This is a genomic window from Sphingomonas cannabina (assembly GCF_021391395.1).
In the GTDB taxonomy this organism is placed as follows: Bacteria; Pseudomonadota; Alphaproteobacteria; order Sphingomonadales; family Sphingomonadaceae; genus Sphingomonas; species Sphingomonas cannabina.
This window is the reverse complement of record NZ_CP090059.1, coordinates 4,082,144-4,094,321: the sequence shown is the minus strand read 5'-3', so window position 1 is coordinate 4,094,321 and position 12,178 is coordinate 4,082,144. Positions and strand designations below refer to the sequence as shown.

Here is a 12,178-nt window from a genome sequence, read left to right as displayed (position 1 = left end):
GCACCATCGTCAAGGGGTGCCGAGGATCCGCACCTCCAGCGGCCTGAGCCTGAGGGCCGACGGATCGGCGGCCGCGCTGCGGTCGATCAGGTCGACCCAGCCCGAACCGAGCCCGGCAGGATGCGCCTCGGCGTCACCCTTGCCGAGATTGACCATCAGCAGCGTCCGGCGGCCGCCCGCCTCGCGCACCACGCACAGCACCGGCGATCCGTCGTCGCAGGCCAGGCGCTGGGTCCCTTCACGCAGCTCCGACCGATCGCGGCGCAGCGCGAGCAGCGTGCGATACCAGTTGAGGAGCGAATCCGGCCGGCCAGCCTCCTCTTCGATCGAGACGCCGTCGTGCGATCGGTTGGCGCGCTCGATCCACCACGGGCGGTCGTCGCCCTTGTACCAGGTCGCCGACCCCGCCGCGTCGAGATCGGCCGACCAGCGGAACGCCTCGCGCAGCGGGATGTGCGCGGCGTCCGACATGGTGCCCTTGCGCGTCACGCCGCGCATGCCGAGCTCCTGGCCATAGTAGAGCAGCGGCTCGCCCTTCAGCATCAGCGCGATCGCCGCCGCGGCGCGCGCGCGGGCCGGGTCGTTGTCGACCAGCGACATCAGCCGGTCGGTGTCGTGGTTCTCGAGGAAAGTGATCTGGCCCTTGCCGGCTGGGGTCTTCGCCTCGGTCTCGCGGATCGCGGCGACGATCGCCGGCTTGTCGAGCTTGGTCATCGCGCCGCGCAGCGGGAAGGCGAAGACGAGATCGGCGTTGCCGCGGTTCAGCCAGTCCTCGCCATATCCCCAGTCGGCCTGCTCGGCGAGGATGCGGAAGCCGGGCCTCCGCGCCTTCACCTTCGCGATGATCGGCGTCCAGAAATCGGCGAACAGGTTCTTGAGCAGATGCTTGTTGTCGAGATCGTCCATCATGTGGTCGATCCGGTAGCCGTCGACGCCGTCGCGGCCGCTGCCGTCGCCGTGCGGGTCGGCCCAGAACAGGAACAGCCGCTCGAAATAGCGCTTCACCGCCGGCTGGCGCATGTCGACCATCGCGATGCCGATGTAGCGGCCGTCATAGCTCTGCCAGGCGGGCTGGTTGAGGAACGGCTCCGGCTCTTGATGGCCCGGGCGGCGCCACAGGATATGGTCGCCGAGCGGCGCGTTCGGCCGCCCCCGCGATTGCTCCAGCCACGGATGTCCGTCCGCGACATACTGGATCTCCTGGTCGAGATAGACCTTGAGGCCAAGGCCGTGCGCGGCGCGGACGAAGGCGAAATAATCGTCCATCGTGCCATAGGCCGGGTCGATGCCCTCGAAGTCGGTCGCGAAATAATTGTGGTAGAAGGGCGAGGGCTGGAGCGGCGTCAGCAGGATCGAGGTCACGCCGAGCTGCTTCAGATAGCCGAGCTTCTCGGTCAGCCCCTTAAGGTCGCCGATGCGGTCGCCGTTGGAATCGCGGAAGCTGCGCATGAAGATGTGATAGAAGACCTCCTCGCCCGCCGGCGCGAGCGGCGGCGGCGCAGGGGATTGCGCCGGCGCGGCGGCGGCGAGCGCCGCGGCCATGGCCAATCCGGCAAGCGTGCGGGCGATCCTCATCCGTTCCTCTCCATGACCGTCCTGTCGCCGCACAGCACGCGGCCGAAGAAGCGCAGCGTCTCCTCGATCGCGCTCGACCAGTAGCGCCAGTCGTGCCCGCCGGGTCGCTCGGCATAGACGTGCGGAACCCCGCGCTGCTCCAGCGCGAAATGCAGCGCCCGGTTCGCCGCCAGGAAGGGGTCGTCGAGCCCGCAGTCGAACCGGATCGGCGGCAGTGGCCCAGGCGCTTCGGTGAGCGCCGCCAGCACGCTGGTGTCGCAGTCCGCGATGCTCCACCATTCGCGGCTTTCCTCGATCAGCGCGTCGAGCTGCTGCGCTTCGGTGACCGCGGAATGGGCCGATGCGGCAGCGAAGCGGTCCGGATATTTGCCGGCAAGGCACAGCGCCCCGAACCCACCCATGCTGAGTCCTCCGACGAGCAGCGGCGAATCGGCGGTGCAGCCCTCGACGACATGGGCGGCGAGCGCGGGCACCTCCTTGACGATCCATTGCTCGAAATCGAGCCGGGCGTGCGGGACATAGCCCGATCCGTCGCCCCACAGGCCGTCCGACGGCATCACCAGCGCCACCGGCGGCAGCGAACCCTCCGCCATCAGCCGTGCGGCGGTGAGATGGGCGCCGCCTTTCAGCGCCCAGGCCCAGTGCGAGCTGTAAACCCCGTGGAGCAGCATCACGATCGGCAGGTCGCGGACGCCCCTGAACTCGGGCGGGACATACAGCGTCACGTCGGCACGCTGGCTCAGCGCCCGGCTCTTGACGGTGAGGAATTCGAGATCGTCGGCCGGGATCGCCGGGTCCGAGCGCTCGATCGTGCGGAACGGGCTTCCGCGGCTCATGCGAACATCAGCACGCTTTTGGTGCTCCTTCCTTCGAGCATGTCGGCAAAGGCACGGTCGAGCGCCTCGAGCGGGTAGCGGTGGCTGATCAGCGAGGCGAGCTCGAGGCTGCCGTCCGCCGCCCAGCCGAACAGGCGGGGAAAATCGCGTTCCGGCACGCAGCCGCCGTAGAGCGGGGCGAGATAGCGCTTGTTCCAGAAGAAATCGATCAGCGCGACGCTGCCGGTGCCATGCGCGCCGCTCACCTGCAACGCATTGCCGCCGTTCCGGACCAGGCGCAGCGGCAGGAAGGCGAGGGCGGGGACGCCCGTTGCCTCGAAGGCGTGATCGGCCCCGCGCCCGCCGGTCAGCGCGCGAACTTCCGTTACCAGCCGCTCGCCGTCATCGTCGCCCGCGCCCAGCAGATGGGTGGCACCTAACGCTCGGGCATGATCGAGCCGCGCCTGGACTCGGTCGATCGCGATGATGGTCGCAGCTCCGGCGATGCGGGCGCCCTGGATCACGTTCAGTCCCACGCCGCCGCACCCGACCACCGCCACGCTGTCCCCCGGCGCGACCTCCGCCACATTCACCACCGACCCGACGCCGGTCATCACCGCGCAGCCGAGGATGCAGGCGATCTCGGCCGGCAATTCCGGGGGCAGCGGCGTCACCGCCTCGGCCCGGACCAGCGCATGACGCGAGAAGGTGCCGAGGTGAAAGGCACGCTCGACCGACTTGCCGTCGAGGCGTGTCCCGCCGGCATGGGCGCGGCTGGTGCCGAGCGCCGACGGGTCGATCTCATGGGTGCGCTCGCACAGCGCCTCGGCGCCGCGGTCGCACTGGAAACAGGCGCCGCAGGGGATCGCCCAGTTGAGCAGGACGGGCTGCCCGACCTCGAGGCCGGTGACGCCGTCGCCGATCGCCTCGACATGGCCGGCACCTTCATGCCCCATCACCAGCGGCCCCGGCCAGCGCAGCGAGGCATGGTCGGTATGGCACACGCCCGCCGCCGCGATCGTCACCCGGACCTCGCCGGGACCGGGCGGGTCGACGTCGATCGTCTCGATCGTGAAGCCGCCCCGGCCGTCGGCGATCGCCGCCGGACCGACGGCCACGCCTGCGCTCACGCGGCGCGCTCGAACAGCACGGGGTTGAGCCGCGTGTCGATCACCTTGCCGACCTCGGCGCCCGGGCACCAGCGTTCCCAGTCGTGCCGCTGCATGTCGTTGCTCGGCGCCTTCAGCACCATGTCGCGGTCCATGTAGATCACGGTCATCACCGAGCGCGGCCGCTGCGACCGGTTCGGCCCGGCGCGGTGGAAGGTCCAGCCGAGGTGGAAGCTCACCTCGCCGAGGTCGAACGGCGCGTCGACCACCGGGAAGCCATGCGCCTCCATGTTGCGCGTGATCTCGCGCTCGCTCTCGTCGGAGATGCCGAGGTCGCGGCCGAACTCGATATGCTGGCTGCCGGCGAAGAAGGCGAGCGGCCCCATGTCCTGCGGCACCGCCTGCAGCGGCACCCAGGCGGTGATGGTGCGGTCGCTGGAGACCGGCCAGTAATATTGGTCCGCGTGGGCCGGGGTGATGCCGCCGCCCGGCTCCTTGTAGAGCGATTGGTCGTGATAGAGCCGCACGCCCTCCACCTCGAGCAGCGCCGCGGCGATTCCGGCGAGCCGCTTGCCGAACACGAACTCGCGTGCGACCGAACTCTCCTCCCACAGGTTCATGATCTGCAGGAAGGCGCGGTCATAGGTGCTGCGCTCCTCGAGCGGCAGCGTCTGCGTGTTGAGCGCGATGGTGAGCAGCGTGATCTCTTCGCCGTAATAGCGAAGCTCCTCGGCCGAGAACACGTGCTTGAGCTTGATGAACCCGTCGTTGCGGAACTGCGCGACCTGCTCGGGTGAAATCGGATAGGGGCGATCGAGGTCGATCGGCATCCTGGCATCTCCTGCGTCTGTTCTTGGAGGCCAGCATAATCTCACACAGATGCGGCCGCAGCCGTCGCGGCTATCGGGCGGCAGGCCAAAAACTATCGGATCGATGACCTTTGGAACGGGTTGCGGAATGTGACCCACTTACTCGTCACCCCGGACTTGTTCCGGGGTCCACCGGGCGCACAACTAAAGGTTTCGAGATTCCAGCTGGAACCTCGCCGCCTGCCTTCGTGGAGAAGTGGATGCCGGACCAAGTCCGGCATGACAATCCAGGTCTAGCCGCGCCCGCTCGACTGCCGCTCCACCAGCCGCGCGGGCAGCACCGTCGTGTCGGCCGGCTCGCGATTGATCTGGCGGATCAGCGAGTCGACCAGCAGCTCGCCGGCGCGGGCATAGTCCTGCGCGATGGTGGTCAGCGCCGGCTGGGTCAGCCGCGCGGCGGGAATGTCGTCGAAGCCGACGATCGCGACGTCGCGCGGAACCTCGAGGCCGTGCTCGGCCAATGCCTGCATCGCCCCGATCGCGATCAGGTCCGAGCCGGCGAAGATCGCGTCGAAGGGAATGCCGCGCCCGATCAGCTGTCGGGCGGCGGCATAGCCCGCCTCCTCGGTGGTGATCGAATCGACCTGCAGCCCGATGTCCGGGATCAGTCCGGCGTCGCGCTGCGCATCGCAGAGTCCGAGATAGCGATTGCGGAATTCGGGATAACGCTTGTTCGCTTCGCCGAGAAAGGCGATGTGCCGTCGTCCGCCCGCGATCAGATGCTCTCCCGCCAGCCGCCCGCCGCCGCGATTGTCGCAGCCGATCGTGGTGCCCGCGCTGCCCGGCTCGACCGAGCCCCAGCGCACGAAATGGGTACCATGCTCGACGAGATGGTCGAGCCGGGCGCGGTAGAGCTCGTAGTCGCCATAGCCGAGCAGGATGATGCCGTCGGCGCGATGGCTGTCCTCGTAATCGACGTGCCAGTCGGCGGAGAGCTGCTGGAACGAGGTGAGCAGGTCGTAGCCCCTCAGCGCACAGGTCCGCGTGATCGAGCCCAGCATCGACAGGAAGAAGGGATTGATCAGCGTCTCGTCGGGCGTCGGGTCCTGGAAGAACAGCAGCGCCAGCGTGTTGCTCTGCCCGCGCCTCAGGTTCGAAGCGTTCTTGTCGACCTTGTAGTTGAGCTGGCGCGCGATCGCCTCGACGCGCTTGCGGGTCGCCTCGCTCACGGTCCGGTCGCCGCGCAGCGCGCGGGACACGGTCGGCTGGGAGACGCCGGCAAGCGCGGCGATGTCGAACGAAGTGGGCTTGGCGTGCACCGAACGCATTCTGCTCTGCAAGGGACCCATAGTCCTTGCAACTCATCCTAGTCGCGCCCGCAGACAAGCGGAAGCTGAGGCTGAATACGTATGCCGGAATCTTGGAATTGAGTGGCCGCGGCGACACACACGACCTTCAGATACCAGCCGAGCGGACATTTGAGAGGCCGCCGGCAGATCGGGAGGGGACTGATGACCAAGCTCAATTCTTCCATGGCGGCCCGGCTTTCGGTCGGCGCGAGCGCGCTGGCGATGGCGCTGGCGGCGGCGCCGTCCTTCGCCCAGTCGGCCGATACCGCGGTGCCGGACACCCAGGTGCCGGACCAGCCGGATCAACAGGACATCGTCGTCACCGGCTTCCGCGCGGCGCTCGAGAGCGCGGTGGCGGAGAAGAAGAACCGCGACCAGGTCGTCGAATCGATCTCGGCGGAGGACATCGGCAAGCTCCCCGACGCCTCGATCGCCGAATCGATCGCGCGCCTGCCGGGCCTCACCTCGCAGCGCGTGTCGGGCCGCTCGAACGTCATCTCGATCCGCGGCTTCGCGCCGGACTTCTCGACCACGCTGCTCAACGGCCGCGAGCAGACCTCGACCGGCGACAACCGCGCGGTCGAGTACGACCAGTATCCGTCCGAGGTGATCAGCCAGGTCAACGTCTACAAGACGCCGATGGCGAGCCTGGTCGGCCAGGGCCTCGCCGGCACGGTCGACCTGCGCACCATCCGCCCGCTCGACTATGGCAAGCGTGTCATCTCGGTCGGCGCGCGCGGCATCTATTCCGATCTCGGCAAGCTCAACGCCGGGTCGAAGGAATATGGCTACCGCGTCAACGGCACCTATGTCGACAAGTTCGCCAATGACACGATCGGCGTCGCGCTGTCGGCGAGCTATGTCGACGAGCCGTACCAGATCCAGGAGTTCAACAGCTGGGGCTATGCCGATACCCCGGCCGGCCCGGTGATCGGCGGCTCCAAGTCCTACAACACCTCGACTACGCTCAAGCGGCTCGGTCTCCAGGGCACGGTCCAGTGGCGGCCCGCGCCGGAATTCACCACCACCTTCGACGCCTTCTATTCGGACTTCAAGGACGACCAGATCAAGCGCGGCGTCGAGATGCCGCTGCTGTGGGGCGGCGTGCCGCTCACCAATGCGCAGGCGACCGGCGGCCTCGTCACCTCGGGCACCTATACCGGGGTCAAGGGCGTCGTCCGCAACGATGCCTTCCAGCGCCATGCCAAGCTCTATTCGTTCGGCTGGAACGGCAAGTACGAGGGCGACGACGGGTGGAAGGCGACGTTCGACGTCAGCCATTCGCGCACCGACCGCAACGAGCTGACGCTGGAGACCTATGCCGGCACCGGCCGCGTCGGATCGGGCGCGACCGACACGGTCAATTTCCGCTCGTCGGGCAGCGGCACGACCTTCGATCATGTGCTCGACTATGGCGACTGGAACACCATCCTGCTCACCAGCCCGCAAGGGTGGGGCGGCACGCTGATCGGCCTGAATGGCGACGCCATCCGCGGCGGCCAGGACGGCTATTACAACAACCGCGTCATCAAGGACCGGCTGTGGCAGTATCGCGCGGAGGTGGAGAAGGAGATCGACAACGGTTTCCTGCGCAGCGTCCAGTTCGGCCTGAACTATACCGATCGCAGCAAGTCGCTGACGCCGAACGAGGCGTTCGTCGGCCTCGTCGCCAACACCGACGGGACGGTGAGCGTGCCGGTGCCGCCGGAGTTCCGGCTCGGCACCACCAACCTGTCCTATCTCGGGCTGGGGCCGGTCATCAGCTACGATCCGGTCGCGCTGCTCAATTCGGGCATCTACCACCTGATCGCCAACCCCTATGGCGACGTCGTGGTGAAGGGCTATGACGTCTCCGAAAAGGTGATGACCGCCTATCTCCAGGCGAACATCAAGTCGCACGTCGGATCGGCCGAGCTGACCGGCAACGTCGGCGTCCAGTTCGCCGCCACCTCGCAGCATTCGAACGGCGCGTCGGCGATATTCGCGGGCTTCAACCCCAACGGATCGCCCAACATCCTGGGCATCGCGCGGCACGAGGGCGCGACCTTCGACGACTGGCTGCCCAGCCTCAACCTGTCGCTGCGCTTCCCGAGCGACTTCGTGATCCGCTTCGGCGCGGCGCGCGAGATCATCCGGCCCAAGCTCGACGACATGAAGGCGTCGACCAGCTACGGCTTCAATATGGGCGCCGGCGGCGATCCCACCGTCGCCCGTGTCGACGGCAGCTCGGGCAACCCGGTGCTGCGGCCGTGGCGCGCCTGGGCCGCCGACCTCACCTTCGAGAAATATTTCGGCACGCGCGGCTATCTCGCGGCGCAGTTCTTCTGGAAGGACCTCGAAAGCTACGTCTACAACGCGACCATCCCGTTCGACTTCACCGGCTATCCGGTCGGCGATCCGGGCACCTATCTTCCCGATCCCAACGATCCGAGCGTCCAACTGCCGCGCACGATCAACTACAACGGCTTCATGACCGTGCCGATCAACGGCAAGGGCGGCAAGCTCTACGGCGTCGAGCTGGCCGGCACGCTCCCGCTCGGCGGCGTCGTCAGTGCGCTCGACGGCTTCGGCCTGACCGGCGGCGGCTCCTATACGATCACCAAGATCCATCCGCGGCCCGGCGATCCCACCGACAACCTGCCCGGCTATTCGAAGTGGGTGGTGAACGGCACCGCCTTCTTCGAGAAATGGGGCTTCTCGGCGCGCGGCAGCGTCCGTTACCGCTCGACCTTCATCGGCGACGTCTCCGCGTTCGGCGCCACCCCCGTCCGCCGCCGCGCCGCGCCGGAGACGATCGTCGATGCGCAGATCGGCTATGATTTCTCGGACGGCGCGTTCAAGGGCCTGTCGCTGTACCTCCAGGGCCAGAACCTCACCGACGAGCCGTTCAAGACCTACAATCCCGGTCATCCCGAGCAGGTGATCGACTACCAGACCTATGGCCGCCGCTTCCTGGCGGGGTTCACCTACAAGTTCTGAGCAATTGCATCGCCTGCCCGCTCTTCGGCGGGCAGGCGACGCGCGTCGGAGTAGAGTGCGATGACGGTTTCGAGGGCTGCGGCCCTGCTGATCTCCGCGCTGGCGATGGCGGGCGCGCCGGTGCCGGTCGCGGCGCAGTCGCAGGCAGGTTTCCGCGATCGGCTGCCCGAGGACGAGGTCATCTACTTCCTGCTGCCCGACCGGTTCGAGAACGGCGATCCGGCGAACGATCGCGGCGGGCTTTCCGGGGATCGCCTGAAGACGGGCTTCGACCCCGCCGCCAAGGGGTTCTACCACGGCGGCGACCTCAAGGGCGTGACCCAGCGGCTCGACTATCTCCAAGGGCTCGGCATCACCGCGATCTGGGTGGCGCCGATCTTCAAGAACAAGCCGGTGCAGGGCCCGCCGGGGCAGGAATCGGCCGGCTATCACGGCTATTGGATCACCGATTTCACTCAGGTCGATCCGCATTTCGGCACCAATGCCGACTTCAAGGCGCTGGTCGACGCCGCGCACGCGCGCGGGATCAAGGTCTATATGGACATCGTCGCCAACCACACCGCTGACGTGATCCAGTTCCGCGAGTGCCAAGGGCGGGACTGCCCCTATCGCAGCCGCGCCGACTATCCCTATCAGGCACGCGGCGGGACCGGCGGAGCGGCGATCAATCCCGGCTTCGCGGGCGACGGCGTGCAGACGGCGGAGAATTTCGCCAGGCTCACCGACCCGACCTATGCCTATCCCCCGATCATCCCGCCGGCCGAAGCGCGGGTGAAGGTGCCGGACTGGCTCAACGACCCGATCTATTACCACAATCGCGGCAACGCGATGTTCGGCGAAAGCGCGCTTCTGGGCGACTTCGCGGGGCTCGACGATCTGATGACCGAGAATCCGCGGGTCGTCGCCGGCATGATCGACATCTTCGGCAGTTGGATCGACCGGTTCGGCGTCGACGGCTTCCGCATCGACACCGCGCGGCATGTGAATCCGGAATTCTGGCAAGCGTTCGTGCCCGCGATGCTCGAGCGGGCGAAGGCGAGGGGCATCCCCAATTTCCATATCTTCGGCGAGGTGGCGGACCCCGATCCCGCCGTGCTCGCGCGCCATACTCACGTCGACCGGCTGCCGACAGTGCTCGACTTCGCCTTTTCCGCCGCGGTCAACGAAGCCAGCGCGGGCAAGGGCGGCACCGATCAGCTGGCGCGCGTCTTCGCCGCCGATCCGCTCTACGAGGGTGGCGAGGCGACCGCGCGGCGGCTGCCGACCTTCGTCAGCAATCACGATGCCGGGCGCACCGCCACGACCGACGCGGCGATCAATCCCAAGGCGACCCCCGACGAGCTGCTGAAGCGCGATCTGCTCGCCCATGCGATGCTGCTGACGCTGCGCGGCGTGCCGACGATCTATTCGGGCGACGAGCAGGGGTTCGTCGGCGACGGCGGCGACCAGGACGCGCGCGAGGACATGTTCCCGTCGAAGGTGGCGAGCTACAACGACAACCGGCTGCTCGGCACGACCAGGACCACGGCCGATTCCAACTTCGATTCCGATCATCCGCTCTACCGCGAGATCGCCACGCTCGCGCGCATCCGCACCGGACATGCGGCGCTCCGGCGCGGGCGTCAGGTCGTGCGCTTCGCCGGCGACAAGCCGGGGCTGTTCGCGGTGTCGCGCTTCGAACCCGACAATGGAAGGGAAATGCTGCTGCTCTACAACACTTCCACCGCACCGATTGCGGCCAATGTCGAAGTCGACGTGAGGTCCGCGAGTTTCACGGCGCTCGCGGGCGTGTGCCCGGCGCAGGCGACGCGGCCCGGCAGCGTGGCCGTCAGGCTGCCGGCGCTCGGCTATGCCGTCTGCGCGGCCGGGGAGGCGAAATGAGCGAAGCGAACCCGAAGCCGGCGCCGCGCGCGACGCGCGAATGGTGGCGGGGCGCGTCGATCTACCAGATCTATCCGCGCAGCTTCGCCGATTCGAACGGCGACGGGGTGGGGGACCTTCCCGGCATCACCGCGCATCTCGATCATGTCGCGTCGCTCGGGGTAGACGCGATCTGGCTGTCGCCCTTCTTCCCCTCGCCGATGAAGGACTTCGGCTATGACGTCGCCGACTATTGCGACGTCGACCCCATCTTCGGGACGCTGGACGATTTCGACGCGCTTGTCCAACGCGCGCACGCGCTCGGTCTGAAGGTGATCGTCGACCAAGTCTACTCTCACACCTCGGATGTCCACGGCTGGTTTCTCGAAAGCCGCTCCGACCGCACCAACCCCAAGGCCGATTGGTACGTCTGGGCAGACGCCAAGTCCGACGGCGGCCCGCCCAACAACTGGCAATCGGTGTTCGGCGGCCCGGCCTGGACCTGGGACGCGCGGCGCCGGCAATACTATCTCCACAACTTCCTGAGCTCCCAGCCGCAGCTCAACGTGCGCAACCCGGCGGTGCAGCAGGCGCTGATCGAGGTCGGCTGCTTTTGGCTCGACCGCGGCGTCGACGGCTTCCGGCTCGATGCGATCAACTTCACGATGCACAATCCGGCGCTGACCGACAATCCGCCCGCGCCCGACGACGGCAGCCCACGCACGCGCTCGTTCGACTATCAGCTCCACATCCACAACCAGTCGCAGCCGGAGATCCCCGACTTCCTCGCCCGCGTCCGCGCCAACCTCGACGCCTATGGCGACCGCTTCACCGTGGCCGAGGTCGGCGGCGCCGACAGCGACCGCGAGATGAAGCTGTTCACGCATCGCGAGCGCGGGCTCAACACCGCCTATGGCTTCGACTTCCTCTATGCGTCGGAGCTGACGCCGCGCATCATCCGCGACGCGGTCGAGCGCTGGCCGTCCGGTCCCGACATGAGCTGGCCGAGCTGGGCGTTCGAGAACCACGACGCGCCGCGCGCCTTATCGCGCTGGGCGGACCCTGCCGACTACGGCCGCTTCGCGCGGATGAAGATGCTGCTGCTGGCGACGCTGCGCGGCAACATCTTCCTCTATTACGGCGAGGAGCTGGGGCTGACCCAGGTCGAGGTCGGCTACGACGACCTCCAGGACCCGGAGGCGATCAGCAACTGGCCGCTCACCCTGTCGCGCGACGGCGCACGCACGCCGATGCCGTGGCGGCACGACGCCCATGCGCTGGGCTTCACCTCGGGCAAGCCGTGGCTGCCGGTCGGTCCGGATCACGCCGGCCTGGCGGTGGACGTGCAGGCGGCGGACCCTGGCTCGATGCTCGCTTTCACCCGCGAAGTGCTGGCGCTGCGCAAGGCGTATGACGCGCTGCTGATCGGCGACATGACGGTGATCGAGGCTTCGGATAAGCTGCTCGTCTTCGAGCGCACCTATGATGGCGAGCACATGATCTGCGCCTTCAACTTCGCCCATGAGGACAGCGGCTGGGAGCCGCCGCAGCCGGCCCGCTGGCAGGTCGTTGCGCGCAGCCGGGATGGTGAAGGCTGGAGCCTGCCGGCGCTGTCGGGCTTCGTCGCGCGGCGGATCGGGTGAGGAGTGTGACGGCTGCCTCACCAATCCGTCATGCCGGAC

Annotated in this window: 8 protein-coding genes; 3 read left to right on the top strand and 5 right to left on the bottom strand. The window is 67.7% G+C overall.

The window, feature by feature from the left end; translation table 11 throughout:
• Window positions 1-9: 9 nt before the first annotated feature.
• The 5 genes from LZK98_RS19235 to LZK98_RS19215 form a co-directional block, all read right to left on the bottom strand.
• Window positions 10-1,575: an alpha-amylase family glycosyl hydrolase gene (locus LZK98_RS19235; protein WP_233784119.1), complete on the bottom strand. Its 1,566-nt coding sequence runs from the start codon at window positions 1,573-1,575 to the stop codon at window positions 10-12.
• Window positions 1,572-2,411 carry an alpha/beta hydrolase gene (locus tag LZK98_RS19230; protein WP_233784118.1) on the bottom strand — a complete coding sequence of 280 codons (840 nt, stop codon included), beginning with the start codon at window positions 2,409-2,411 and terminating at the stop codon, window positions 1,572-1,574. Before LZK98_RS19230 ends, LZK98_RS19235 begins: the two co-directional genes overlap by 4 nt.
• Window positions 2,408-3,508, bottom strand: a complete 1,101-nt coding sequence (locus LZK98_RS19225; RefSeq protein WP_233784117.1) for an alcohol dehydrogenase catalytic domain-containing protein — start codon at window positions 3,506-3,508, stop codon at window positions 2,408-2,410. The genes LZK98_RS19230 and LZK98_RS19225 overlap by 4 nt, the downstream gene beginning before the upstream one ends.
• An 8-nt stretch (window positions 3,509-3,516) precedes the next feature.
• The gene (locus tag LZK98_RS19220) at window positions 3,517-4,329 is read right to left on the bottom strand and encodes a phytanoyl-CoA dioxygenase family protein (protein WP_233784116.1); all 813 of its coding nucleotides are present in this window, start codon (window positions 4,327-4,329) and stop codon (window positions 3,517-3,519) included.
• A 272-nt stretch (window positions 4,330-4,601) separates the two neighbouring features.
• A complete protein-coding gene (locus tag LZK98_RS19215) occupies window positions 4,602-5,636 on the bottom strand; it encodes a LacI family DNA-binding transcriptional regulator (protein WP_233784115.1) in 1,035 nt (344 codons plus the stop codon).
• Window positions 5,637-5,819: 183 nt separating this feature from the next.
• On the opposite strand from LZK98_RS19215, the gene LZK98_RS19210 reads away from it, so the two are divergent.
• From LZK98_RS19210 to LZK98_RS19200, 3 genes are read left to right on the top strand one after another with little or no spacing between them, the layout of a single operon-like run.
• A complete protein-coding gene (locus LZK98_RS19210; protein ID WP_233784114.1) occupies window positions 5,820-8,636 on the top strand; it encodes a TonB-dependent receptor in 2,817 nt (938 codons plus the stop codon).
• Window positions 8,637-8,696: 60 nt separating this feature from the next.
• Entirely contained in the window at window positions 8,697-10,517 is a 1,821-nt protein-coding gene (locus LZK98_RS19205) for an alpha-amylase family glycosyl hydrolase (protein WP_233784113.1), read from the top strand.
• Complete coding sequence (locus LZK98_RS19200) at window positions 10,514-12,139, top strand: alpha-glucosidase family protein (RefSeq protein ID WP_233784112.1); 1,626 nt, start codon at window positions 10,514-10,516, stop codon at window positions 12,137-12,139. The genes LZK98_RS19205 and LZK98_RS19200 overlap by 4 nt, the downstream gene beginning before the upstream one ends.
• Window positions 12,140-12,178 lie beyond the last annotated feature (39 nt).

What these genes read in the sequence shown, in the direction of transcription:
- LZK98_RS19210 (WP_233784114.1), top strand. Translation starts at nt 5,820, where the DNA reads ATGACCAAGCTCAATTCTTCCATGGCGGCCCGGCTTTCGGTCGGCGCG.
- LZK98_RS19205 (WP_233784113.1), top strand. Translation starts at nt 8,697, where the DNA reads ATGACGGTTTCGAGGGCTGCGGCCCTGCTGATCTCCGCGCTGGCGATG.
- LZK98_RS19220 (WP_233784116.1), bottom strand. Translation starts at nt 4,329, where the DNA reads ATGCCGATCGACCTCGATCGCCCCTATCCGATTTCACCCGAGCAGGTC.
- LZK98_RS19230 (WP_233784118.1), bottom strand. Translation starts at nt 2,411, where the DNA reads ATGAGCCGCGGAAGCCCGTTCCGCACGATCGAGCGCTCGGACCCGGCG.
- LZK98_RS19200 (WP_233784112.1), top strand. Translation starts at nt 10,514, where the DNA reads ATGAGCGAAGCGAACCCGAAGCCGGCGCCGCGCGCGACGCGCGAATGG.
- LZK98_RS19235 (WP_233784119.1), bottom strand. Translation starts at nt 1,575, where the DNA reads ATGAGGATCGCCCGCACGCTTGCCGGATTGGCCATGGCCGCGGCGCTC.
- LZK98_RS19215 (WP_233784115.1), bottom strand. Translation starts at nt 5,636, where the DNA reads ATGCGTTCGGTGCACGCCAAGCCCACTTCGTTCGACATCGCCGCGCTT.